The organism is Pseudomonas sp. FG13 (assembly GCF_057809755.1).
The window spans coordinates 18340-44219 of the sequence record NZ_JBMDKO010000024.1 but is presented as its reverse complement, the minus strand read 5'-3'; the positions used below and the strand labels follow the sequence as shown (position 1 = coordinate 44219).

Genomic DNA, 25880 nt, shown 5'->3' with positions numbered 1-25880 from the left:
GTGCACGACAAATCGACCAACGCTGCCTACCTAAAGCGATTCAACACAGTACTCGCCTACATCGACGCCAACCTCGAGGGTGAGCTGTCGGTGAATACGCTGAGCCAAGTGGCGAACTTCTCGGCGTTTCACTTCCATCGACAGTTCACCGCCTACATGGGTTTGCCTGTCGCACGGTACGTGCAACTGATGCGTCTGCGGCGGGCGGCCAATCGCCTGGCATCGCGTGCAGATTATGCGGTGCTGGAGGCAGCCTTCGATGCCGGTTTCGAAAGCCCCGAGGCATTCAGCAGAGCCTTCAGGCGGGCGTTCGGTGTAGCGCCGAGTAGATTCAGGCGGCAACCGAGCTGGCAAGTCTGGAATGCGGCGTTTGAAGTCCCCCACTTTTCCAGGAGCGTCATCATGCAATTACACATCGTGGACTTTTCCGAAGTCAGGGTCGCCGCACTCGAGCATCGCGGCCCGACACAGCTTCTCGATGAAAGCGTGCGCCATTTCATCCAGTGGCGCATGCAGAGCGGACAATCGCCCGTGGCATCGAGTCGTACCTTCGGTATTCCCTTCACCAACCCCGATACCACGCCGCCGGAAGCATTTCGCTTTGCCATTTGCGGTGAGATACACCAGGCCGTCGCGCCGAACACCTTCGGCATACGCGAAACCCTCATCCCCGGAGGCCGTTACGCCGTGGTGCGACACCTGGGCTCGACGGACCTGATCAGCGAAAGCATCTACCCGATCTACCGCGACTGGCTCCCGAACAGCGGAGAAGAGCTTCGCGACCAGCCGCTGTTCTTCCACTACCTGAGCGTGTATCCAGAGACACCGAAGGATCAGTGGGAGACGGATATTTATGTGCCGTTGCAGTAGCGGTTTCCGGATGGGGGAACTGCATACGCCACAACCCCCTGTGGGAGCGAGCCCTGCTCGCGATGGCATCAGCACAGCCAACATCCCGGCAACCTGACCCACCGCTATCGCGAGCAGGCTCGCTCCCACATCGGACCTGAGTGTACGCAGCCATTGCATACGCCACAAAACCCTGTGGGAGCGGGCTTGCCCGCGAAGACGGCGGCACATTCGACATCTTCGTGACTGACATTCCGCCATCGCGAGCAGGCTCGCTCCCACATTGGATCTGGGGTGTACGCAGCCATTGCATACGCCAAAAAACCCTGTGGGAGCGAGCCTGCTCGCGATGGCGGCGGCACATTCAACCCCTGCGTAACTGACATTCCTCTATCGCAAGCAGGCCTCAGATCGGCCTGTCCACCACCCTGGCATTCCACTGCGCTCGGTAGCGCTCTCGCCACCCCGGGCTGCCTTTATCCAGCCATTCCAGGGTCGCCTCGATACTGTCAGGGCTGATGATGAAGTGCTCGATATGTTCCTCGATCCGCTCATGGGACAGATGCAGCGAATCCAGGTAGCCGGTAAAGGAACTCGCCAACACGACGTATTCATCGCCTTGCTGGCGGCGGCCGGTCCAAGCGGGTAAGCCGGCGACCATGGCGGCCACGTCCTGGCGCCCTTCTCGCAGGTCCAGGAGCAAGAGGCTTGCGCCGCCGTCACGCCCGATTGGAAGCAGCCCGGTCGCGGGGAAGCCGGGTTCCGCCCGCAGTTGCTCCAGTTCAAAGGGGTTGGACTCATACTCTTTGTCCGGATCCAGCCCATACAACGAAAAGCTCAGCAGCTCCTCATCGCCATTGGCCAGGGTCGCGACAACATCATATTCCACGTAGGCGCCGTTGCAGGTCTTGAGAAACTGCCGGTAGTCTTCCGGCAGGCGGGCGCCAAGGCTGGTTTCCAGTTGCGCGATGGCACTGTCCGTGGCACCTGCACGGGTTCGTTCGAGGATCAATCCGCGGTATTCAGTCATTGAGATCTCGCAAGCGCATTACGTGGAGGCGGTACGGGACTAACCCTTGGCCGGGTCCTTGCCTGTCGGTTTGCGCTTCCTGGAAGCGGCCACCTTGTATTCATCGGTACCGGCCTCGGTTGCCAGGTGTGCGACCAGCGGCTCGTTGCGAACGCTGTACTTCGCGGGCTTCCTGGCCGTAGGGCGAGCGGTTTCAATAGGGGTCGGCTTGGCCGGGGCTGCCGATAGAAAAGCACCCGGCTCCATCGCAAACCGCTGCGCCAGCGCATACGCCATCTTGTGACTGATGGGCCGATCCCCACTCAACACCTTGGACACCGCCGTCTTGTCGCCAATTTCAGGGAGGTCCGAGCCCGTGAGCCCGAGCGTCTCCATCAGGTCCCTGATCAATTGCACCGGGGTGCATGTCGCTTCAAACGCGGCAGTGGATTCGCGAAACTGGTCGGAGTCGCGCTGGTAGGCCAGTATTTCGTCTTCGAGCTCGACGAGAATTTTCTCCTCGACCTTGCTCAACTCGCGCCCGTCGGTGAGTTCATCAAGCAGATCGGTCGCACGCTCATAATCGGCGGGCGTCTCGATGCCATGTACGAACTCACCCCGCAGGCGCTCCAGCACCGCGTGTAGCTCGCCAAGCGTTGCGATCACGGTCTGAAAGTCATTCCGGACTGCGCTCATCGTTTTACTCCTTTGTTTCTTGCATACCAGACGTTGGCAACGTCGTAATCGGCATGCGTGCAGATGTGTTTGACGTAGAATTTCTGTCGGATGTAGTGGACACCCCCTATCACCCTGAGATTGTTGCTCCCTACGTCAATCACGACCCAATTCGCTGCGGCTCTCGGCTTGAACAGATCGATACCGTGGGTACCGAACAGTTTCTGCAGGTCCGCGAACGCTGTCGGACGGGCCATCCTCAACATGCGCCGGCAGCGATCCAGCCCGGCCTTGTCGTTCGGGTACAAAATGGCGGCGGCGTCAAAACGTGACGGCTTGAGTATATCCATAGGCTTCCCTGTCCTTGAGTCGGATGCTACTCCAGTTGTGTTTTTTCACAACCGGAATTTTCAGCAGTGGTGAAATTCAAAGAGCGCTTCCCGGAGAAGGGGTCGCGCTCCTCCTGCTGATACTGCCTGGGTGTGCACCCAAACTCCCGACGAAATACTGTGTGCAGATATTGCGCCGACTTGAAGCCGCAGTTGCGGGCAATGTCAGCGATCGCCAAATCCGTCCTCTCCAACCCACTGGCCGCCGCGGCCAACCTGAACCGCAAGATCTCGTCATGCACGCTGCACCCCCGCTCCTTGCGAAAATGCGCTTCCAGCGATGACCGCGACACCCCTACATATCCCGCCACTTGCGCGGTCTTGATACCCTGACAAGCGTATTGGCGGATGAACAGCAGCGCCTGCATGACATAGGGGTTGCCCAACGGTTGATGCAGGCTCGAGGCCTGCACGTTGATCGCGTCGGGAGGTATCAATATCTGCATGCCCGTGGAGGGCATGCCGTGCAGCATCTGGTGGAGCAGGCGCGCGGCGGTGCGGCCCATGGTTTCGGTGCCCTGGATCACTGAACTCAGGGGCACCCGGGTCAGGCTGCGGGTCAGTGGGTCGTTGTCGATGCCGATCAGCGCCACCTGCTCCGGCACCGCGATGCCCGCGGTCAGGCAGGCTTGCAGCAGTTGTCGGGCACGGGCATCGCTGACGGCGATGATGCCGATGGGTTTGGGCAGGCTTTGCAGCCAGGCGATCTGCTGTTCGACGGCACTGTCCCAAAGTGGCGCGCTGGTGCCCATGCCGCGATAGATCTCCGCCGGCAGGCCATCTCGCTGCACCAGTGAACGGAAGGCTTTCTCCCGCTCCTGAGCCCAACGATTGGCTTGTGCTTCAGGCAGGCTGAAGCAGGCAAAGCGCGTGAGGCCGGCTTCGATCAAGTGCTCGTAGGCCAACTTCATCAGCGCGAAATTGTCGGTGGCGACATAGGGAATGCCCTTGGGATAGGCACGCTCATCCTGGTAGGAACCGCCCACCGCCACCACCGGCAAACGGATCCCGGCCAGCGCCTCGCCAATCAGCGGGTCGTCGAAGTCGGCGATGATCCCGTCGCCCTGCCAGCGTTCGATCCCCTTCAACCGGCACAGGAAATCCTCCTCAAGAAAGAGGTCCCAGGACGCGCGGGTGCTGCTCAGGTAGTTACCGATGCCGCTGATGATGCCGCGATCGTAGATCTTGCTGCCGTTGAACAACAGCGCAATGCGGTGGACGGGGGGGATGGTTTTCATTGTTTTCACCCTGGGCCGGTGAACACAGACTAGGCGCGTGGCCCCCGAAGCTCAATACAAAATCGAACTGCCCTCTGGTGATTTTCATAATCATCAGCCACAGGGCCGGCGTTAGTATCGGGACACCGCCAAGAATAAAAAGGATATCGCCCATGCCGTACTTTCCCGGTGTCGACAAGATTCGCTACGAAGGCCCCGCCAGCGATTCGCCCCTCGCCTTCCGTCACTATGACGCTGACAAGCTCGTGCTCGGCAAGCCCATGCGCGAACACCTGCGTATGGCGGTGTGCTACTGGCACACGTTCGTCTGGCCGGGGTCCGATGTGTTCGGTGCCGGTACGTTCAAGCGCCCCTGGCAACACACTGGGGATCCGATGGAGCTGGCCATCGGCAAGGCCGAAGCCGCCTTCGAGTTCTTCTCCAAACTGGGCGTCGACTATTACTGCTTCCACGACACCGATGTCGCCCCGGAAGGCAGCTCGCTGAAGGAATACCGTAACCACTTCGCGTTGATGACCGACCACCTGGAACGCCATCAGGAACAGACCGGGATCAAACTGCTGTGGGGCACTGCCAACTGCTTCAGCAACCCGCGCTTCGCCGCCGGGGCCGCCACCAACCCCGATCCGGAAGTCTTCGCCTGCGCCGCCGCCCAAGTGTTCAGCGCCATGAATGCCACCCTGCGCCTCAAGGGCGCCAACTACGTCTTGTGGGGGGGGCGCGAAGGTTACGAGACCCTGCTCAATACCGACCTGAAACGCGAGCGCGAGCAACTGGGCCGCTTCATGGGCATGGTGGTCGAGCACAAGCACAAGATCGGCTTCAAGGGCGACCTGCTGATCGAGCCCAAGCCCCAGGAGCCGACCAAGCACCAATACGATTACGACAGCGCCACGGTCTTCGGCTTCCTGCAACAGTTCGGCCTGGAAAACGAGATCAAGGTCAACATCGAGGCCAACCACGCAACCCTGGCCGGGCACAGTTTCCATCACGAGATTGCCACCGCCACTTCACTGGGAATCTTCGGCAGCATCGACGCCAACCGTGGCGATCCGCAGAACGGCTGGGACACCGACCAGTTCCCCAACAGCGTCGAGGAAATGACCCTCGCCACCTACGAGATCCTCAAGGCCGGCGGTTTCAAGAATGGCGGGTTCAACTTCGACGCCAAGGTCCGTCGCCAGAGCGTGGACGAACTCGACCTGTTCCACGGCCATGTCGCAGCGATGGACGTCCTGGCCCTGGCCCTGGAGCGCGCAGCGGCCATGGTGCAGAACGACCGGCTCCAGCAATTCAAGGATCAACGCTACGCCGGCTGGCAGCAACCGTTCGGCCAGGCGGTGCTGGCGGGCAAGTTCAGCCTCGCCTCGCTGGCCGAGCATGCCTTCGTCAACGAGCTGAATCCGCAGGCGGTGAGTGGCCGGCAGGAGATGCTCGAAGGCGTCGTCAACCGGTTCATCTACCCCTGACTCCGTTGTGGCGAGGGGATTTATCCCCGCTGGGCTGCGAAGCGGCCCCCAAAAGCAATCCTGATTAGTCTGACCTGCAAAAGAGGCTGTGACATTCCCACGACAAATCTCCGCCCACGACGCTGTGCAACGCTCTACAGTTCTACCGGCATCACGCTCATCGTCAGGCAGTGTCTTTCAAACAAAAATAAAAGGACGCACCACAATGAAAACTGTAAAACGCACCTTACTCGCCAGCGCCCTGGCTTTGCTGTCGCTTCCGGTCATGGCCGATGCGGCGCACCCGAAGATCGGTTTTTCCATCGACGACCTGCGCCTGGAACGCTGGTCCCGGGACCGTGATTACTTCGTGGCGGCGGCGGAAAAAATGGACGCCAAGGTCTTCGTGCAATCAGCCGATGCCAACGAGCAGAAGCAGATTTCGCAGATCGAAAACCTCATCTCCCGTGGCGTCGATGTGATCGTCATCGTGCCGTTCAACGCCACCGTGCTGACCAACGCCGTCGCCGAAGCCAAGAAGGCCGGGATCAAGGTGGTGTCCTATGACCGGCTGATCCTGAACGCCGATATCGACGCCTACATTTCCTTCGATAACGAAAAGGTCGGCGAAATGCAGGCCAGCGGCGTGCTGAAAGCCGCACCCAAGGGCAACTATTTCCTGCTCGGCGGCGCGCCTACCGACAACAACGCCAAGGTCCTGCGCGAAGGCCAGATGAAGGTGCTGCAACCGGCCATCGACAAGGGCGACATCAAGATCGTCGGCCAACAGTGGGTGAAGGAATGGAACCCCACCGAAGCCTTGAGCATTGTTGAAAACGCCCTGACGCGGAACAACAACAAGATCGACGGCATTGTCGCCTCCAACGACGCCACCGCAGGCGGCGCCATCCAGGCCCTGGCCGCGCAGAAAATGGCCGGCAAGGTACCGATCTCGGGCCAGGACGCCGACCTGGCAGCGGTCAAGCGGGTGATCGATGGCACCCAGACCATGACCGTCTACAAGCCCCTGAAGCTGATTGCCTCCGAAGCCGCCAAGCTTTCGGTACAACTGGCGCGCAACGAGAAGCCAGCCTTCAGTTCGCAGTACGACAACGGCAGCAAGAAAGTCGACACCATCCTGCTCACCCCGACCCCGTTGACCAAGGACAACATCGACCTGCTGGAAAAAGACGGTTTCTATACCAAGGCACAGATCGCCGGGCAGTAAGTTGAACACCACCGGTCAGTGAAACTTAGTCCCTGTGGGAGCGAGCCTGCTCGCGATGGCGACAGCACATCCGACATCGATGCACGCTGAACCACCGCTAGCGCGAGCAGGCTCGCTCCCACAGGAGATTGACCGGCAGGCTTATGTGTAAGACCTTTTCCACGAGTCCTTGCCATGTCCGATTACCTGCTGCAAATGAACGGCATCGTCAAAACCTTCGACGGTGTCAAAGCCCTGAATGGCATCGACATCAAGGTCCGGCCGGGGGAATGCGTCGGCCTGTGCGGCGAGAACGGCGCCGGCAAATCCACCTTGATGAAAGTCCTCTCGGCGGTCTACCCCTACGGCACCTGGGACGGTGAGATCCTCTGGGATGGCCAACCGCTCAAGGCACAGTCCATCAGCGAAACCGAAGCCGCCGGGATCGTCATCATTCACCAGGAACTGACCCTGGTACCCGACCTGTCGGTGGCCGAGAACATCTTCATGGGCCACGAGCTGACCCTGCCCGGCGGGCGCATGAACTACCCGGCGATGATCCACCGCGCCGAAGCCCTGATGCGTGAGCTCAAGGTACCGGACATGAACGTCTCGCTCCCGGTGTCGCAGTATGGCGGTGGCTACCAGCAACTGGTGGAAATCGCCAAGGCGCTGAACAAACAGGCGCGCCTGCTGATCCTCGACGAGCCGTCATCAGCCCTGACCCGTTCGGAAATCGAGGTGCTGCTGGATATCATCCGTGACCTCAAGGCCAAGGGCGTAGCCTGCGTCTACATCTCACACAAGCTCGATGAAGTGGCGGCTGTGTGCGACACCATTTCAGTGATCCGCGACGGCAAGCACATCGCGACCACCGCCATGGCCGACATGGATATCCCACGGATCATCACCCAGATGGTCGGGCGGGAAATGAGCAACCTCTACCCCACCGAACCCCATGACATCGGCGAGGTAATTTTCGAAGCGCGCCACATCACCTGCTACGACGTTGATAATCCCCGGCGCAAACGGGTCGACGATATCTCGTTCGTGCTCAAACGCGGTGAAATCCTCGGCATCGCCGGGCTCGTCGGTGCGGGTCGCACGGAGCTGGTGTCGGCGCTGTTCGGTGCCTACCCCGGGCGTCATGAAGGGGAAGTCTGGCTGGACGGTCAACCGATCGACACCCGCACGCCCCTCAAGTCGATCCGCGCCGGCCTGTGCATGGTCCCCGAGGACCGCAAGCGGCAAGGGATCATTCCGGACCTGGGCGTCGGCCAGAACATCACCCTCGCCGTGCTGGAGAATTTCTCGAAGCTGACCCGCATCGACGCCGAAGCCGAACTGGGCAGCATCGACCGGGAAATCTCACGCATGCATCTCAAGACGGCGAGCCCGTTCCTGCCGATCACCAGCCTCTCCGGCGGCAACCAGCAAAAAGCCGTGCTGGCGAAAATGCTCCTGACCAAACCCCGGGTGCTGATTCTCGATGAACCTACCCGGGGCGTGGACGTCGGCGCCAAGTACGAGATCTACAAACTGATGGGTGCGCTGGCGGCCCAAGGGGTGTCGATCATCATGGTTTCCTCGGAGCTGGCCGAAGTGCTGGGGGTTTCCGACCGCGTACTGGTGATCGGCGAAGGCCAGTTGCGGGGTGACTTCGTCAACCACGGCCTCACCCAGGAACAAGTGCTCGCTGCTGCGCTCAGCCATCCCGATGGCCATAACAATAACGATCGGAAGTCCGCGTAGATGAATCAGGTCAAACAACTCTTCACCCGCTACAAAATGCTCGCGCTGGTGATCGCCGTGGCGGTCATCTGGCTGTTCTTCAGCTGGCAGACTGACGGCGGCTTCCTGACCCCGCGCAACCTGTCCAACCTGCTGCGGCAGATGTCCATCACCGGGATCCTCGCCTGCGGCATGGTGCTGGTGATCATCAGCGGTGAAATCGATCTGTCGGTGGGCTCGTTGCTCGGGTTGCTGGGTGGCCTGGCGGCGATTCTCGACGTGGTCTATCACATACCGCTGCTGGCCAACCTCAGCCTGGTGGCCCTGTGCGGCTTGGTCATCGGCCTGGCCAACGGTTTCATGACCGCTTACCTGCGTATTCCGTCGTTCATCGTGGGACTGGGCGGCATGCTGGCGTTTCGCGGGGTCCTGCTGGGCATCACCGGCGGCACCACCATTGCCCCGGTCTCGCCGGAGCTGGTCTACGTCGGCCAGGGTTACCTACCGCAAACCGTGGGTGTGGCGCTGGGCGTACTGCTGTTCTCCCTCACCGTTTTCCTGACCTGGAAACAACGCCGTAACCGCGCCCTCCATGGCCTGACGGCACACTCCCTGGTGCGCGACGTATTGCGCGTGGTGGCGATTGGCGCGGTGCTGGCCGGGTTCGTCCATACCCTCAACAGCTACGACGGCATTCCGGTTCCGGTGCTGCTCCTGCTGATCCTGCTGGGAGTGTTCAGCTACGTCACCAGCCAGACCGTGTTCGGACGCCGCGTCTACTCGGTGGGCAGCAATATGGAAGCCACACGCCTGTCCGGCATCAACGTGCAAGCGGTGAAACTGTGGATCTTCGGCATCATGGGGGTGATGTGCGCCCTCGCCGGCCTGGTCAACACCGCACGCCTGGCAGCGGGTTCCCCCTCGGCCGGCAACATGGGCGAACTCGACGCCATCGCCGCCTGCTTCATCGGCGGCACCTCCATGCGCGGCGGCTCCGGCACCGTCTACGGCGCCCTCCTCGGCGCGCTGGTCATCACCAGCCTGGACAACGGCATGTCGATGCTCGACGTCGACAGTTACTGGCAGATGATCGTCAAGGGCAGCATCCTGGTGCTGGCGGTTTGGGTGGATGTGAGTACGCGCGTGGGGCGGCGTTGAGGGAGCCAGGGCCTTCTGAAAATCTCGTAGGAATCCACCCGTGGCGAGGGGATTTATCCCCGCTGGGGCGCGAAGCGCCCCCAAAACCTGAGCATGCGGTATGTCAAACGGGTTGGGGGGACCGCTTCGCAGCCCAGCGGGGCGGAACAAGGAGAATATCTGGTCTATAGTTTCCCTCTAATTAATTGATGTTTTTTCGCACGGACGCGCAGGTGTCATTCAGGGAGCACATCATGTCGATCCAACGGACAAGTGAACTGAGACTGGCTCCCGGTATCACGGCATCCGAAGACACGACATCCGAGGGCACGAGCCCCGTCTTCCGAGATGGACTCGGCCACCTCAGGGAAGCCTATATCCTGCTTCCGCTATTGTCCGCCCTGCTCTTGCTTGCCCTCTGGGCCGCGACCCTCTACCTCATCCAGGTCGAACAGACCCGAGCCCAGCGCAACGCCGCCACGGTCAGCCAGGAAATCGGCGCCACCTACGAAGCGCAAATCCTGCGCGCGGTTCGTGAGATCGACCAAACCCTCAAGCTCGTCAAATACACCTACGAGGCCGAAGGCGAGCGCAACCCGTTGCCGCGGCTCAAGGAGCGGGCGTTGTTACCACCCGCCCTGCTATTCGATGTCAGTGTGGTCAACGCCGACGCCAAGCTGTTGGCCAGCACCCGGGCGGACGAAACGGGACCCGCCAGCGACCTGGATGAACTGCGGACGTTGCGCAACAACGATACGCTCCTGATCAGTCGCCCCTGGAGGGATCCTCTGACCGGGGAATGGCGCTTGCGCTTCAGTCGGCGCCTCAACGCGCCAGATGGCACGTTCTCGGGCGTTGCCAGGGTCGAGGTCGATGCGGCCTATTTCGCCAGCAGCTATGACACCTCGAAACTCGGTGAGCGGGGTGTGCTGGGGCTGCTGGGCACCGATGGAGTCTTTCGGGTGCGGCGCACCGGAGAGTCGATCCAGGCCGGCGATGCGGTTGACTACGAGGCGCTGGTCCCGGATACCGAGGACATCCAGACCTCGTTGTTGACCAACAGCTGGGACGGGGTACGGCGCTACACCAGTGCCCGTCAGCTCTATGACCTTCCCCTCGCGGTGATCGTCGGCTTATCCGAAGAAGAACAACTGGTTGCCGTGAACCGGCAAGCCCAGACCTACCTGCGGCGTTCGGCGGGTGTCAGCCTGTTGCTGGTGCTTCTCGCCGGCCTGCTGAGCCGAATGAGCTGGCAGCTGGCGCAAAGCCGGCTGCAAGCCGCCGAAGCCAAGGTGGCGTATGCCGAGCGCGTCGAATACCTCGCCTATCACGACGCCCTCACGGGGCTGCCCAATCGCAGCCTGTTCAGCAAACTGTTGATTCAGCACATCCACGAAGCCCATCGTTATCAGCGGCAAATGGCGGTGCTGTTCCTTGACCTTGACCGCTTCAAACAAATCAACGACACCCTTGGCCACGATGCCGGCGATCAGTTGCTGCAAGAAGTCGCGAACCGCCTCAAGGCCTGTCTGCGCGAGAGCGATATCGTCGCCCGATTGGGCGGTGACGAGTTTGTCGTGTTACTGCCGCAACTGTCTGATGAAAAGTATGTGGCAGGCACCGCCCAGAAAATCCTCGCCGCAGTTGCCCGGCCCTTCCACCTTAGAGAGCAAGAGTTTCGGGTTACCGCCAGCATCGGGATCAGTCTCTTCGCCCGGGATGGCCAGGACGAACAGACGCTGAAGAAAAACGCCGATATCGCGATGTACCAGGCCAAGCAACAGGGAAAAAACACCTTTCAGTTCTACTCCGAGAAACTGAACGCGGAGTCGCTGGAACGGCAGACGCTGGAACTCGGCCTGCGGCATGCACTTGAACGCAACGAGTTCCGCCTGCACTACCAGGCCAAGCGGGATATTGACAGCGGTCAGATCACTGGCATGGAAGCCCTCCTGCGCTGGGAGCACCCTGACCTGGGACTGGTCGCCCCCATGCAGTTCATTCCGGTGGCCGAAGAGACCGGCCTGATCCTCCCTATCGGCAAGTGGGTGCTCAGGACGGTCTGCGAGCAGAACGTGGCCTGGCAACGACAGGGCCTGCCACACCTGTGCGTCGCCGTGAACCTGACGGCCCGTCAGTTTGCCGATGAGCATCTCTTGACCGACCTTGCGACGATACTGGCGGACACCGGCATGGACGCCCGTCTGCTGGAACTGGAGATCACCGAGAGCCTGCTCATGCAGGATGTCAGGAAGACCCTGCAGGTGTTGACCGACCTCAAAGCGCTGAATATCCGGATCGCTATCGATGACTTCGGTATTGGCTACTCTTCGCTTTCGGCACTCAAACAGTTCCCGCTCGACTCGATCAAGATCGATCGCTCGTTCATCCGCGATGTCACCAGCCTGGCGGAAGACAGAGCCTTGACCGAGGCGATCATCACCATGGGCAGGACCCTCAGCCTGACCGTGGTTGCCCAGGGCGTGGAAACCAAGGAGCAGGCCGATTTCCTGCGGGACAACGCCTGCGACGAATTCCAGGGGTTCTACTTCAACAAGCCGGTACCTGCCGATCAGTTCAAGGTATTGCTGCAAGGACAGACAACGCATACCAAGACGGACGTGTAATTGCTCATTGCGGATCGGACAACACGACCCTGACACTGTCATCCACTTCGCGCGCATCGATATAGCCGATGGCACCGGGATTCCCGGCAACGTGCTTCTTGACTTCCGCACTGTTGGAAAGCGTCTCCGGAGGCTGGCCCCGGCCGGTAAATATGATTTTTGACCAATGCGTCTTGAGTTGCGCGGCGGATTTGCCGGTGTATTTGGTGTAGAACTCATCGCGCACGGCTGCGCCCTCAGGCTGGTCGACTGGCATGGCTTGCTCGCCTTCGGGAAAGCGGCTGGCCTTGCCCAGGAAAATATTCGCCACCTGGCTGCTCGCCAGCGCTTTCACCGGACTGGCCGTCGAGACGACCACCACCACATCAGCCATGACGAGCGTACTGCCTGCATACAAGGTGATTCCTGCCACTGCGCATCCGGTGCGCTTGAGAAACCCCATGATCGGCCTCATCAGAAGACAAAATCGACAGCGAGGCTGAGCACGCTGAACGAGCCGCCCGGCTCGAAACCCGGCTGGAAGTTGGTCAACGGGCCCGTCGTGACGCCATCCATTCGCGTGTGGTCGTACTGCAATTTGGCATCCATGTTCTTCGTGAAATCCCAGCGCACACCCAGCGACAGGGTTTGCTGGCGGCTGCCGGCGCCCAGGATGGCGTTGAGCGTTCCGTTGAGCCCCCCCGCGGCATCGGCCAGTTCCGGCGGCAACGTCGAGGTATCCAATCCATCGGTGGACGTTTCGCTCAGAGTCTTTGATCGCGCATACGTGACATAAGGCGTGAACGCCTCGATCCGGTAGCCAGTACTGACATACCAGGCACTCATCTCACCGAACACCGCGTGACTGTCGAAATGCCCCCATTCGCCCATGACGAACCAGTCGCCAGGATCATAGATCGCCCCGACACCGACGAAGTTGAAGGCCTTGCCCTTGGTGTCGTAGCGGTCGGCGATGTCGTTGCCGTCCTCGCCGAACTGCCGGAAACCATCGAAGAGCGGGTTGAACGGCTCGAAGGTCAAGCGCGTGTGCTGGTAGGTGATGCGTGTGGTCAAGGCACCGTATTCGGTCAGGTTGGAAACACCCCACGAGCCTCTGGCCCGGGTCTCTCCCGTATGGTTGGGCATCTGGACGGTGCTCTGCCCGACATTACCTTGCACGGTATTGATGACATCGCCCAAGTGAAGCCGGTAGCTGAGGTCCATGCCATCGGTCGCGGTGACGGGGATCATGCTGTAGACCTCTCCCGGGGGACGCACCCAGGGAAGCGTATAGCCTACCTTGCGGCTGTCGGAAAACAGGAAGGCCGGCTGTACCGTGCGACCGACACGCAGGCTGAAATCAGGTGTGACCTGATACTTGAAGTTCGCCCATTCGACATAGGGACGGTAGCTGTTGTCGTAACGCTGCTCCGAGATCACCTGCACCACCGCCGAGAGTTCCGGGGTGAAGCGTGCCGTCACTTGCGCACCGATCAGGCTGTCGACATCGGCACTCCAACTGCGCGAGTGACCGGCGCCGTTGGGCTTGTAGATGGTTGAGGTGAAGTCGGCTTTCCTTTCGCTGGAATGAACCATGCCCACCGTACCGAAGCTGCTCACGGAAAACGTCGGCCCACCGGCATCGGCGGCATTGGCGGTGCAGGCATAGAGCGACATCACGGCCAGGGTCAGCGGATTGAGTCTGGGGGCCATGGGATTCAGTGCAGCCTCGACAGGAGAACGAACCCATCCAGACAGGTTATTGTGCAGGGACCTTGTGCAAGATTGACTGACAGATTGCCTGAAGGAATTGCCACCATTCGTTCCAGTCCTTATGACGTCGGCTCAATACCATGACCGAATTGTAGACGACAAAATTCTACGTGCCCGGATCATGCAACGGTTGCCTGGCTCAAGGCCGTGATGGGCAACTCCAGGGTGAACGTGGCACCCTGCCCCGGCCCGTCGCTATGGGCCTTCAGCACACCGCCCATTTCCATCGCCGCCAGGACACAGCTGTGCAAACCGAAACCATGGCCCTCTTTGCGGGTGGTAAAGCCATGGGCAAAAATGCGCGTCAGGTTTTCCTCGGCGATACCTTCCCCGTTGTCGATCACCTGGATGATCAACTTCTGCTCTGGCGTCAGCTCGGCATGGAGGGTGATCAGCGGCGCTCGATCCGACATGTTGAGCATCGCACCGCTGGCATTCTTGATCAGGTTGACCATGATCATCAGCACTCGATGCTTGTCCAGTTGCACGGTGGGCATTGCCGAAAACTCCTTCAGTACCGTGACCCGACGGGCGGTGATAAGGCTGGCGTTCATGCGCAACGCGTCCTCCAGCAAATGCTCGACCTGGACGCTCTCACAGAGACTGGATACGCCCGAGTAGGACTGCTGGGCTGCGACGACTTCCTTGATGTGATCGATGCTCTTGGCCAGTTGCTCAAGTTCATCGAACATGCTTTTTTGTTCGACAGCTAAGGCTTCCGTCACCTGATTCAAATACCCCGGAAGCAACTTGCCTTTCTCGTCCTCAACGAGGAAGTGGCCCAGATCGGTGGCATGCTGGTTCATCAACTGCATCGCTTTGCTCAACCCCAAGGCTTTGCTGGTGCGCAGCTTCTGCGTCAGAACCTCGGCGGAAACATTCACGCTGTTGAGCACGTTCCCCACATTGTGCAGGACGTTGGTGGCGATCTCGGCCATGCCCGCTTGCCGGGCAACGGCGACCAATTGGGTCTGGGCTTCAGCAGTACGCAAACGGCTTTGTGCGAGCTGCCAGCTCATCCGGCTGAGCAAGACCACCAGAAACACCAATAACAGACTGCCTCCAGCGGCTCGCCACTGATAGGTGTGGGCCAGCTCGGTGACCGCGGCCAGTTGTTCCTCTTCGGATAACCCGACAATCACCGCCAGGGGAAGGTCATAGAGCTGACGGGCACTGGTGTAGCGGCGCACCCCGTCCCAACTGTTGGTCAACAGCTGCGCCTGGGTGTCCTCGCTGTCCGGGACCAGCGCCCCATAATCGACCGCATCGCCGGCCTGGATCGACTCGCCAGTGCGCCGCACCCGAAAGACCCCATCGGTGCCCAGCAGCCCGAGCACACCCCGGTCGCCCAATTTCGATGTGTCATAACTGCTGGCGAAATAGGCCGCATCCACCTCGACCCTGGCGACGCCCGAGAACGATCCATCCGGCGCATCGAGGCGGCGACTGAAGCGCAGCCGCCACTCATCCGTCGAAGGGTCTTTCCAGGGGTGGCTGATCAGCAGCGCATCGTTGTTGCGCAGCGTTCGCAGCTCATCCGGGTCGCTGACCGGTCCCGTTTCGTTGGCCCGGGTGCTGGCCATGAGCTTGGCATCGGCACCGACCACACTCACGTCAAACAACAGGGCCGGCGGCAACAACGCCCGCTCCTTGAGCCGAGGCAGCGGATTGCGCTTGCCCTCGGCCTCATAGGTGTATTTGACGAGCTTGAGTGTTTGATCGATCTCGTGAACCGCCCGCAACATCTGTGCTTCGTAAGTCGCACTGATTTCCTGACTGACCGTGGTTGCGTTGTCCCGGGCACGCGCCAGCTCGCTGTTGATGAGGTAGAAGGTCGTCATCCAGATGGCCAGCAATAGCAGGACGGCGAGCAGCGGAAACAGAACGTAGGCTTCCTTGACATGAGCCAGCCCACGTCGAAGCCCCCGCCCCACGCCCCCCGAGGCTGCGTCCGTCGACGGGGTGATGCCGGTGACCAACCTCAATCCATGGGGCCGTTGAAACTGCATGCTGTGCTCCCTGCGTTGTATCAGCACTTCAGGTTAGCGGGCCCCCGCCGGAGCTTGGGCTCAAGGAGATGCCAGGAGTCTATTGCGGCGTCCGTGCGAGGCAGATTGCCGATGGGTTTGCTGGAAACTATAGATCACAAACTGCGGGGGCGAGCCCGAAGCTGCTGGGATACCGCTATCGCAAGCAGGCTCGCTCCCACCCTGGTCGTGGACTGATCACTACATCGGCTATGACGCCAATCCCTGTAGGAGCGAGCCTGCTCGCGATGACGGCAGCACATCCAACACCCATGCAAGACAGCTGCTCCCCCTGTGGCGAGGGAGCTCGCTCCCGCTCGTCTGCGCAGCAGTCGTGTGCTTTGCCGGGTCCTACGCGACCTCAACCGACATCAACGGCAATCGGGGCGAATTCCTACGTAAAGGTGGGAAAGTGGTGGCTTGTAGTGGTTTGGCGGGGAGGTCTATATTTTTCTCGTCGCCCGAAATGGCGATTCGGGTTTGGCGACCTGAATACAGAGAATGCGAAAGCTACCGGCTCATTTGCAGGTACCGACGCACCCGCAAAGCCGCTATATTCCGCGGTGGCTGTGCGCGGGAGATCTTCGGATCTGCCGGTTTTCTCTGTAATCGGTTCGCCAACCTGCGTACAGCCACCACCCATCGTTTGGCGACGACTGGGTGACGGCTTCAGCCAATCAAACAGAGATCTTCAAAATGAATCGATACATGCCTATCACTGGCATCGACTGCGTCCCCGCTACCCTTCTCATCGACACCGAAGCGCCGCTCGATGTCCTCTTTGAAACTGCCGACTACCGTATTCGCATCGTGACTCAGGTGTTGGAGAATATTGCGTTTCGTTCGGAGATCAGCTCGGATATGGTGGTGCTATCTGATTTTTGCAAAATGCTGACGATAGCGCTGCGCGATGGGTGTGATGTGATGGATGTGATTGGGAGGCGGTTGCGGGAGCAAGCGGCGGAGTGATGAGAATGGGCGACTCAACGGTCGCCCGTTTCACATCAAACACGGGGCACGTCCTGGAACAAAGTTGCGCGCGAATAACAAACAGCAACGCCACTCAAATTTACATCCAAGTTTCGACTCTAGAAAAAAATGGAACGAACCACACCTTCATTGAAGATTTGGTGAACGCCTATAACTCTTCCCCCCATAAATAGAAAAACCTTATCCACCAACACCTCCAACTTATTGATTTAATTCAGAAAAATTGGAGCCACAGGCACCACTTAAAGCTAAGCACGACTACTCGGGCTTCACACTCACTCAGAATCTTAGGCGCTACAGTAAGCTTTTCCGCCAGCTCAAGACCACTGCACCGTTGTACTCCAGTCTAGATATCAATAACGAAGTTACATTAGTCGATCAACCTGCTAAGCATTCGGTGCCCATCCTGAGTCACCTCGACCATTGCCGAAAGCATCACGCTATCCGCACCGTCTCGGGTGAGAACGGTCCAGAACTCCGGTGGTTCGAACCGAACGCCGAAGGTGCCAGACTTCGCCACCACATATACATTTAGCACCTGCCCGGATTTCATAAGGGTTTCATTACCGATGAGGTCCTTATGACCGAGCACCACAGGCTGCTGAACCCGCATCTGGCCCATGGAGTAGCCCACTAGCTCACGCACAGCTACCACTTGGTTAGCGTCAAGCTCCTGTTGGATGGCATTGCCTACATTAGACACCCGTTCGCCTGCTCGAATCTGGGCAATACCCCTCTGCAACGCGCGGCGTGCCGTCATCAACAGTTGCCTCTGTTGTTTGGTGGCGTTGGGGGTAGCGAATGTCCACGCCTGGGCTACATGGGCCTGAGGCGATGCGGCTACCAACTCCACTTTGACAAGTGCAGCTTCCGGAAAGGGCGCGTCTGTAGGTGATGCGTTACCTACCTGATTATTCACCGAGACCGGTACTGCCTCTGGATATCCGTTATAGCCCACTAACATCGGCCGCCAGCCATACTGCGAAAACTGCTTCAGTACATAGTCTCGAATCGCTATACCGTTGCCGCCTTGGTGGATCAGCGGTTTGATCTTTAGCAGCAGCTCGCTGGCCAGGGGAGCGAGCCGCGTCTCCTCAGCCAAAATTTTTTCACTGTCCAGTTGGGCAATTCTAGCCTCTAGCTCTCTATTACCAGCTGCGTACTGATCATATTGCGACTCTGTTGCAAAAACACTTGCACAACATACCAATGAAAGTATTCCGGTTTTTTAACACGCAGTTTCTTGAAGCGAACTAAAAACCCCCAAAAATATGCTAAGCAAACCATTCAAGCCTCCCCCTTTTCCCGGCCACCTCAGAATCCGTTCTCTTTTTTCTCCGTAACTTCCTTACACGGATATTTGGCACCCCTGCTAAACATCGGTATAGCTAGCCACTAACCGGACATGTTCAAGTAAAACCTCCTCCTCTTTACTAACACTGCCACCCAACCCAAGCAAAGGCAGCTTGAAATAGGCAACACTAAGCTCATCAAAAACATCCTGCGTAAAAGGATCATCCCTTACAATGCGCCACCTCCGTGAGGTGGGGAGGCCGGCTAGATGATTCTCAGATTTAATTTTCGGATAATTCATGAAATTAGCGCTGACATTCTCCTCAGCAGCTAACACTACCTGGCGGTTATGGCCTCGCTGTACAACTTGATGCGGGTAGTTTGGTAAAACAATACGTTCCATTCTCGGCCTCTCTGACTCCTCCCTCCATGGAGGCGTTCAGCGTAGCAGAAGTGAAAAAAAATAAATCTGCCCCCTTTTTCCACTTTTTGCTTTTTTACTAACGCTCTATCAAATTAGAAGGGACATCCGTTTGTTTAAACAAATAAACATTCCCGACAGAACAGTCGGGATACACCCACTTAGCCCAATTCTCGATCAGCCACTCTCTTGAGATTTCTCGAGTACCTGAAAAGCAACTTTCAACAGGCAGGCGCACCACTAAAAGGCCAGCCTTATTACCGGAGGCAACGGCAATAGAATGTCCATATTGCTCGTCAGGAATATCAACAACCATAAACTCTACAATTTCCTCGTACGGCCAGCGAGCCGGGAGTCGAAATATCTGCCCACGAGTTATCGCTGGAGCCAAACTATCAACTAATTTTACACCTTCCATTACTTAACCCTTAAATACAAATAAAATAAACGAAAAGAATAAAGCAAGAAAAAGGGGGCGGATTTATTTTCCCCGACGCTGTCCTTGGGCGGCCCTGCCCTCGCTGTTCTACCCGCACTCCAACGATCCGCTCTACCTCATCGACGAATCGACTTGTACCCGTCAGCTGACCCCGCTGCAAAGCATCGCTGATCAATTGAACTGATCAGCCGGAATCGCTTGGCGTACAAGCACCTCGTACCGATGACGCCGCTCCATCGCGGTATTACCCAAAGCAACGAAGCATGGATCAGCATCCAACCAGCAGCTATCAGGCTCATCACCCGTCCGGTTTCCATAGCTCGACCACGGGTAGACTGCGACATCAGCAACCATACGAGCACGTACAGGATTCAATTCAATGTAACGACAACAGGCAAGCAAGTAGGCATCCGACTGCACCACACTGGATTTGTAACGGCTTTCCCATAGGGTACCTGAACGCTCCTCCAATCGATTGCGATAGCGTGTCGCACGCGCCGCCAGGGCTTTCATTAACTGCCCTAGCCCAGTGATCAACTCCCCCGGAGCTAGCAATAGATGGACATGATTCGTCATCATGCAATAGGCGTAGACCTTCACGCCAAATGCGTCCTTTAGCTCCCGCAGATCCGCGAGATAGCGCTGATAATCCTCAGCCACCGCAAATACCACCTGACGGTTATGGCCACGCTGTACAACATGGTGCGGGTAATTCGGTAAAACAATACGACCCATTCTGGGTATATCTGAATCCTCCATCCGTGGAAGCTCTCAGAGTAGCAGAGGATTAAAAAATAAATCTGTCCCCTTTTTTTCTGGGTCTATCCCCACTTCTGCTAAACAATCATAATCATATGTATTACTTGGTCCACAGACTCATCCAAGTCTACACCACCTGAACCACCGAAAATCACTCCTCCGTTCTTAGCATAAAACCACTCATCTCCTTCATCGAAACCCAACTCAAAATAAGACGCAGCACAGCTCATCCGAGAGCCTAGCCTTATCCCCTCCGCCAGACATCCCTGATATGAATTAGCCAGCTTCTGATCACCCAACGAGTCAAAATAATCAAACATCCAGACAGAAACATTGAATACTTTTTCATCCAAAAAAGCGACGACCAACGCTCTTGTTTCCGACAAAATTTTGTTTGAATCTGGAAACTGTGAAAACCACCCTGTGAGTTCCAGCTCAGCAACACTAAATACAAAATAGATCCCACCTCCTCCTTCGACAATCTTTAGTGACAGCAATGGCGCACCTGGAAGTTTATAAAGCCCCTCCTCAGAATTTAAACAAAACGAACTAAGAAAAATCTTAAAGTCGCTGAGCGATGCACCCAACTCTATCCCAGCCATTGATACGAGCGGAACTATAGGTGCCTCCCAACTGAAATTTATCATTCCAACATCTACCTGTCGTTGCTATATACGACCCTTTGACCTGCCGAATTATAAAAAAAGGACAAATTAAACCTGCATGATCATTCGCTCAAACTCAGAATATGAAATATAACCAGCATCAACGAGCAACTGCAGAAGCAAATAGTTCAACTTATCATCATCAACACCTGCCCTCTTACCTGGCCGCCCCCATCGCCAAATGATTTGCCGTGCCTCACCACTTACCTCTGGAAATGCATCCGTAAAAATTATCGCCAAATCAAAATTTGAGATATCCGGATCTTGACTGACTATTTCTTTCAAGGCTTGCACGGGACGCATGCCACCTTCGACTAACTCCCTCAGCATCCTGAGTTACTTCCCAAAAATAACGACAATATCGCCAAATTTTTCTTCGACTTTTAAAACCTTTGTAAAACCATAATTTTGGGCTATTTTTCCAGTCCATGTATTCAACGCAGCATTCTCTTTCCCTATAACTCCAGAGGCATCCACATACTGTTGGTAATTTACGCTATCCGTCCCTTTCACCCAGTACCCTCGTAATACTATCTACCTCAACACCATCACTTCTAGTCTTTTTCATGGCGCTAATGAGCACTTTTTTTCAAACTACACAAATACCAATCACATTTTCCCTGCATAGTGCTTACTTCCTAGGAATGGACTATCACACCACCTTTAAAAACATCATCTACCGTTGATCAACAAGGGCCAAGATCAGGAAGAACGGACACCAGAAGGAGATCAATTATGTGCCATGCAATTCTGTCCACCTTTCCTTTTTTTACACCGCTTTATCCAAGCAGAAGATATTTTTTTCTAATCTGAACCATACAATCGATCATTTCTGCTAGCTGCTCCCCTTTAAGCCCAACCGCTTTTAAATCATCGACGCTGCATTTTTCATAGACTTTAGCTAATCCCTCTAACATATCCTCCGCATAAGGACTTTCTCTAGACAACTCCAACCCATACTTCATACCCTCCCTAAATATTGCAGTTTGCAGAACAGCAAACAAGCCTATATCAGCAGACGTGCAAAGAGAGCCTGTTTCATCTTGAACATATGCAAAGGCTTGCTCTGGTCGAAGACGGATCAGAGATATAGCCTTTTCATATAGCCTAGAGACTATCGAATAAATTTCCTCAACAGCCAAATCCGACACCACCATTACCTCTCCACAGTAAATACATTTAACTGAATATTAGGATATCGCTCGCGAAACTGATTAACGATATCACTACAACTTGGGCAAACCATTTTCTCTGAAATCAAATTTATACGCCCTGAGGTCTGCGAGGTCGGACCTAGGCGCTGAGCTAAAGTTTCCAGAATCTTAAATTCCGTATCCATATCTCGCAAATACCCTTCAGGCGTTCCAACATATTTCGACGTAGAAACCTGAGGCTTTAATATCCACGAATCCAGATCACCACTAGGCTTCGGCAAAAACTCCTCGACCCTATCATCGAACTGACTATAAGCTTTCATCACCATAGTTTCTGATGACAGCACACCAACCTCCACTTCAGCAAATGCGACGTTTCCTTCGCGAGGCAACCCTATACGAATATCACTAACTGCCGACGAAAGCCTATCCCTGATTTCCGGAGCGGTGGAGTTAGATAGGTAGACTAGGCGTTCCCCCTCCCCGGGTGACGCAGGCAATCCGTGGTCACCTTCTACCGGTTTCCCAGGCCCATTTGGCGTATCAGGTGTTAAGGGATCTACGTCTTTCGGCGGTGTGACCTCAGTCTTCGGCGGCGTAACCGGCGTCGGCGGATCAAGATCCGGCACATCCGAATCCGGCCTCAGCTCCTCCAGCTTACTGATCCGAGTCTTGAGGACATCGATATCAACCGAAGCCTCAAGTTTTTTGACGGTATTGACCGAAACGTCAATCCCCATCCGCGACAGCGCCAACGCGCTCTCGGCGGAACCACTCCCCCCACCAACCATCAACTGCACGACAAGCGCTACAGCCTGCCCCATCTGCTTGCCGAGATTCTCTGCGTTTGCATCGCCCCCTTCGACGACCGCTGTTCCAATCTGTTCAATCTGGGACTTGAACGCAGCCGCGACGGAATCACCCAGCAGTGCCCTGGCCTCGTCGGACGATGCAAACTCCACGACAGCGTCCCAACTCGCCATAGGGTCGGACAGAAACGAAACGGCACTGTCCAAGGTTCCCAGACCGGCTCCAGCCATCCCGTCCGTGAAACCTTTGAGAACGCCCGACCCCGTCAGCAAGTCCTGGCGTAGAGACGTGATCTGCCACTTTCCGATGATCGCCAGTTGTTTAAGAGGATTAGGTTCGGCATCAATTTCCTTTTTCGCCTGCACATACTGTTGGGTCGCCAACCAGTTGTTATCGACGTTTGCCGTCGCCGCGTTATTGGCAGTAGCCGCCCCGTTCGGGTTGCTCATGGCCGCGATGCCGGTCACGAGGCTGGTGATGAGGTTTCGTTTGGCCTCTCGCTCCACTGCGGTTTCATTTGGATTGGCGTCGTCGAACAGTCCGGCCAGCAAGCTCGCCGCAGAGCCACCCAAGGCGCCGGCCGAGCAACTTTGATTACTGACGGCAGCGCCGGCACAGCCGAGAATGGCATGCAAGGCCATGTGTTCAGGGCTGCCTTCCTTCAACCCCTTTTTCACCAGTTCGCCGATATAGGCTGAGCCTTGCTGCTGGACGTAGTTGACCACCATGTTTTGCGCGAACTGAGCGCTGCTGCCGGTCACGTTGCCACTGATACCAGCGACCAGGGCTGTAGCAATTTGTCGGTAGGTGCCCCCGGCCCCCCAATCCTCATCGATCTCCTCGATCTGCTGATTGAGCAGCAGATAGTTCTCGTGGTGAGCTGTCCGCTCTTCGATAGACAAGCTCAGATCCTGAGCGGCAACTTTTTCCTTGTTGGCCTGCTTCTTCTTCTGATCAATTTCCCGCGCACGACTCTCGATGTACTCAGAGGCGTTTTGCACAAACTTGCCGACGATTTCGAAATCCACGCCGATTTCTTGCGCGTCGAAAATCGGTTTGAGTTTGTTGCTGCCATCACGGTCGCTGGAAACATCGCTATTGATCGCGGCAACCGTTTGCTCGGCTGTCTGGCCGGTCAGCTCCTGCTGCTTGGCAGTATTGGTGATGGTGACGGCCGCACCGCTGATACCGCTACGGGTAGTGCTGCTGGAGTCGCCACCGGCATACAGCACAACCGGGGTGGAAACACTGACCCCACCTTCGCTTGGCACTTTGGGACCATTTGCATTGGCCGTGGCGTTGGTATTGCCATCGGCATCACGGCCTATGGCACCGCCATAACCACCGCTCAGGTTAATGCTGGTGGCGTCGTACTCAGCCTTGTTCTTGATATCGGAGCTGGTCAGTGTTCCGGTATCCAGCGTGTTTTTTCCATCAGCAACTGCTTTATCGGTACTGGCAATGACCGCGCCCTTGAGGTCGGTATTGCCAGTGACCTCGACCTGGAATCCGCCATCACCGGCCTTGATTCCTGATTGTTCACTGACGCTGGCGTACTCGCTGTGCATATTCTGCGAAAAGACACCGCCGCTAACCGTGCTCATGCCGTCGCAGATCGGTGGGACGCAGATGTTGACACCGATGTTTGCGGCCATCTGTTTGGAGGTGAAGGTACTGGTGTCTTGCAGGCTCTCAATATTTAGATCGCCACCCACCTTGACCTTGACCTGGTCAGCGGAGACCACTGCTCCTTTGATATTGGTGTCGTCGCCACTCTCCAGCTTGACGCTTTTGCCACCCTTGATGTACGTGTTGGTCTGGGTGACATCATCGCCATCAGACATACCGCGTCCCACGTTGGCCGCCAGCTCAAACGAGATACCATTTTGAGCGCCGCCAAAACCGATGCCGATCCCTGCACTCCAACCCGAATTGCCGTTAGTGCTTTCCTGATGGGCAGTGTTTTGCGCCGACAACAGGTTGATGTCTCCGTCAGCCTTGAGGCTTACATCGCCGCCGCCCTCGATCTTGCTGCCTATTACGTTAATGTCGCTGTTGGCACCATCCCCCGTGGCAACGACCTTGACGTTGCCACCAGCCACGACATCGCTGCCAACCACATTGCGACCACTTTGGCTGCTTTCACTGTGACTGCGGCTATCGCTGAGATTGACGCTGATCCTGACCCCGGCTGCCGGCGCCTCCATCAGTGCCTTACCGGCGTCCACCGCTTGCTTGGCGTTCATCGCCACATTCACGGCGGCCAGCGCGATCATCCGCTCATCACTGGTTTTTTGTACCGCCTCTCCCATCTGCTGGATGCCCTTCAACGCATTCAGCAAGGGTATGCTTACCGACCCACCAATTGCGGTACGGCTGGTACTGGCGGTTCTAGTGGAGTTGAGGCTGTCAAAACCGGCCTCTATATCGACATGTTTAGCGGTGATACCCACATCACCCTTAGGGGTCACTAGCTGACTGGCAGTTTGGGTGTAACGATCACCCGCTGTGAGGTTGATATCGCCACCCAGCGAAGCGATCTGACTACCCGACTGGCGAGTAGAGGTGTATTGATCGGCTTCTTTCTGTTTGAGAATGCCTGTCGCTCCCTGCCACCAGGAACCGATTTCACCGACCTTTTTACTGCCGGATTTGGAGCTTGAAGTTTCGGTGTTTTCAGCGCTGGTGATCTCCAGGTTGCGACCTGCATCAATACCGATGTTCTTGTCGGCAACCAGCGTACTGCCCTCGACAACCGTGTCGCGGCTACTCTTTATTTGAATGCTGCCGCCACTGATGTCACTGCCAACGCTTTTGGTTGAAGTCGTTTGCGCTTGTTGCGACTTCTGAGTGGCTGTAAGCAAACCCGAGAAGTTAGCGCCGGTTTTGCTGGAGCTTTTCGATTGGCTGGTTGTTTGAGTTTCCTCACCGGCACCAATCAATACGTCGTTACCAGCGGTGAGTTTCACGCTTTCTTCGGCACGCAGCGCAGCGGCCGTCAGCGAAAAAGCGAAAAAGGGGACAGATTCTGAAGGATCCCCGAATTTTCTTACGCAAAATCAAGAAGTTGGAATATTGAAGAAACCTACATGAGTCGGCAGCTTGTGTTGCACCACACAAAACAAGATACCGACCCGTGCAGTCCATCCGATTCTTACACAGCGCGCTCGCCCAAGCACTTCCCGATGTTCATTCTCATCGTCTGAAAACGTTGATGTGTTGTGTCAAGGAAAAAAGGGGACGATCAGAAAATAAATCTG

The 25880-nt window shown here is 57.0% G+C and carries 21 protein-coding genes and 2 pseudogenes; 7 read left to right on the top strand and 16 right to left on the bottom strand.

All coding sequences use genetic code 11. The features are described from left to right. Positions 1-870, top strand: a complete 870-nt coding sequence (locus ACODTO_RS18875; protein WP_489106890.1) for an AraC family transcriptional regulator — start codon at positions 1-3, stop codon at positions 868-870. Between the two features lie 385 nt (positions 871-1255). On the opposite strand, the gene ACODTO_RS18870 is transcribed toward ACODTO_RS18875, so the two are convergent. The 4 genes from ACODTO_RS18870 to ACODTO_RS18855 are packed head-to-tail and all read right to left on the bottom strand — an operon-like array spanning position 1256 to position 4160. Beyond that, a complete protein-coding gene (locus tag ACODTO_RS18870) occupies positions 1256-1879 on the bottom strand; it encodes an SMI1/KNR4 family protein (protein WP_139650398.1) in 624 nt (207 codons plus the stop codon). A 39-nt stretch (positions 1880-1918) separates the two neighbouring features. Beyond that, positions 1919-2554, bottom strand: a complete 636-nt coding sequence (locus ACODTO_RS18865) for a helix-turn-helix domain-containing protein (protein WP_139650399.1) — start codon at positions 2552-2554, stop codon at positions 1919-1921. Next, a complete protein-coding gene (locus ACODTO_RS18860) occupies positions 2551-2883 on the bottom strand; it encodes a type II toxin-antitoxin system HigB family toxin (protein WP_489106889.1) in 333 nt (110 codons plus the stop codon). The genes ACODTO_RS18865 and ACODTO_RS18860 overlap by 4 nt, the downstream gene beginning before the upstream one ends. 26 nt (positions 2884-2909) lie before the next feature. Further along, on the bottom strand, positions 2910-4160 hold the full coding sequence (locus ACODTO_RS18855) for a XylR family transcriptional regulator (RefSeq protein ID WP_489106888.1): 1251 nt from the start codon (positions 4158-4160) through the stop codon (positions 2910-2912). Between the two features lie 152 nt (positions 4161-4312). On the opposite strand from ACODTO_RS18855, the gene xylA reads away from it, so the two are divergent. The 5 genes from xylA to ACODTO_RS18830 all read left to right on the top strand — a co-directional run bounded on the left by xylA (position 4313) and on the right by ACODTO_RS18830 (position 12310). Continuing rightward, the gene (xylA, locus tag ACODTO_RS18850) at positions 4313-5629 is read left to right on the top strand and encodes a xylose isomerase (protein WP_175386513.1); all 1317 of its coding nucleotides are present in this window, start codon (positions 4313-4315) and stop codon (positions 5627-5629) included. Between the two features lie 205 nt (positions 5630-5834). Beyond that, positions 5835-6836: a D-xylose ABC transporter substrate-binding protein gene (xylF, locus tag ACODTO_RS18845; RefSeq protein ID WP_139650402.1), complete on the top strand. Its 1002-nt coding sequence runs from the start codon at positions 5835-5837 to the stop codon at positions 6834-6836. 174 nt (positions 6837-7010) lie between these two features. Next, the gene (gene xylG / locus ACODTO_RS18840) at positions 7011-8567 is read left to right on the top strand and encodes a D-xylose ABC transporter ATP-binding protein (protein WP_139650403.1); all 1557 of its coding nucleotides are present in this window, start codon (positions 7011-7013) and stop codon (positions 8565-8567) included. Continuing rightward, a complete protein-coding gene (locus ACODTO_RS18835; RefSeq protein WP_139650404.1) occupies positions 8568-9704 on the top strand; it encodes a sugar ABC transporter permease in 1137 nt (378 codons plus the stop codon). It begins immediately after the preceding gene. 371 nt (positions 9705-10075) lie between these two features. Continuing rightward, positions 10076-12310 (top strand): putative bifunctional diguanylate cyclase/phosphodiesterase, encoded by a 2235-nt coding sequence (locus tag ACODTO_RS18830; protein ID WP_217505594.1) that lies wholly within the window; start codon positions 10076-10078, stop codon positions 12308-12310. A gap of 4 nt (positions 12311-12314) precedes the next feature. Here the strand turns inward: ACODTO_RS18830 and ACODTO_RS18825 are convergent, their stop codons facing one another. From ACODTO_RS18825 to ACODTO_RS18815, 3 genes are all read right to left on the bottom strand, one after another. Then, a complete protein-coding gene (locus ACODTO_RS18825; RefSeq protein WP_175362861.1) occupies positions 12315-12752 on the bottom strand; it encodes a type 2 periplasmic-binding domain-containing protein in 438 nt (145 codons plus the stop codon). A gap of 11 nt (positions 12753-12763) precedes the next feature. Then, positions 12764-14002: a hypothetical protein gene (locus tag ACODTO_RS18820; protein WP_489106887.1), complete on the bottom strand. Its 1239-nt coding sequence runs from the start codon at positions 14000-14002 to the stop codon at positions 12764-12766. 179 nt (positions 14003-14181) lie between these two features. Further along, complete coding sequence (locus tag ACODTO_RS18815; RefSeq protein WP_489106886.1) at positions 14182-16071, bottom strand: ATP-binding protein; 1890 nt, start codon at positions 16069-16071, stop codon at positions 14182-14184. A 714-nt stretch (positions 16072-16785) separates the two neighbouring features. On the opposite strand from ACODTO_RS18815, the gene ACODTO_RS18810 reads away from it, so the two are divergent. Continuing rightward, positions 16786-17058: a hypothetical protein gene (locus ACODTO_RS18810; RefSeq protein ID WP_139650408.1), complete on the top strand. Its 273-nt coding sequence runs from the start codon at positions 16786-16788 to the stop codon at positions 17056-17058. A 391-nt stretch (positions 17059-17449) separates the two neighbouring features. Here ACODTO_RS18810 and ACODTO_RS18805 read toward each other — a convergent pair whose 3' ends face one another. The 9 genes and pseudogenes from ACODTO_RS18805 to ACODTO_RS18765 form a co-directional block, all read right to left on the bottom strand. Then, positions 17450-18298: a M24 family metallopeptidase gene (locus ACODTO_RS18805; protein WP_489106904.1), complete on the bottom strand. Its 849-nt coding sequence runs from the start codon at positions 18296-18298 to the stop codon at positions 17450-17452. A gap of 398 nt (positions 18299-18696) precedes the next feature. Beyond that, positions 18697-18775: pseudogene (locus ACODTO_RS18800) on the bottom strand (transposase); the annotation flags it as partial. 97 nt (positions 18776-18872) lie between these two features. Beyond that, the gene (imm45, locus tag ACODTO_RS18795) at positions 18873-19211 is read right to left on the bottom strand and encodes an Imm45 family immunity protein (RefSeq protein ID WP_489106885.1); all 339 of its coding nucleotides are present in this window, start codon (positions 19209-19211) and stop codon (positions 18873-18875) included. A 10-nt stretch (positions 19212-19221) separates the two neighbouring features. Further along, positions 19222-19976: pseudogene (locus ACODTO_RS18790) on the bottom strand (transposase). Between the two features lie 92 nt (positions 19977-20068). Then, positions 20069-20638 carry a hypothetical protein gene (locus ACODTO_RS18785; RefSeq protein WP_489106884.1) on the bottom strand — a complete coding sequence of 190 codons (570 nt, stop codon included), beginning with the start codon at positions 20636-20638 and terminating at the stop codon, positions 20069-20071. Between the two features lie 66 nt (positions 20639-20704). Then, positions 20705-20959, bottom strand: a complete 255-nt coding sequence (locus ACODTO_RS18780) for a hypothetical protein (RefSeq protein ID WP_489106883.1) — start codon at positions 20957-20959, stop codon at positions 20705-20707. A gap of 33 nt (positions 20960-20992) precedes the next feature. Next, positions 20993-21169 (bottom strand): hypothetical protein, encoded by a 177-nt coding sequence (locus ACODTO_RS18775; RefSeq protein WP_489106882.1) that lies wholly within the window; start codon positions 21167-21169, stop codon positions 20993-20995. 266 nt (positions 21170-21435) lie between these two features. Further along, positions 21436-21813, bottom strand: a complete 378-nt coding sequence (locus ACODTO_RS18770) for a hypothetical protein (RefSeq protein WP_489106881.1) — start codon at positions 21811-21813, stop codon at positions 21436-21438. Further along, positions 21813-25622 (bottom strand): hemagglutinin repeat-containing protein, encoded by a 3810-nt coding sequence (locus ACODTO_RS18765; protein ID WP_489106903.1) that lies wholly within the window; start codon positions 25620-25622, stop codon positions 21813-21815. The genes ACODTO_RS18770 and ACODTO_RS18765 overlap by 1 nt, the downstream gene beginning before the upstream one ends. Positions 25623-25880 lie beyond the last annotated feature (258 nt).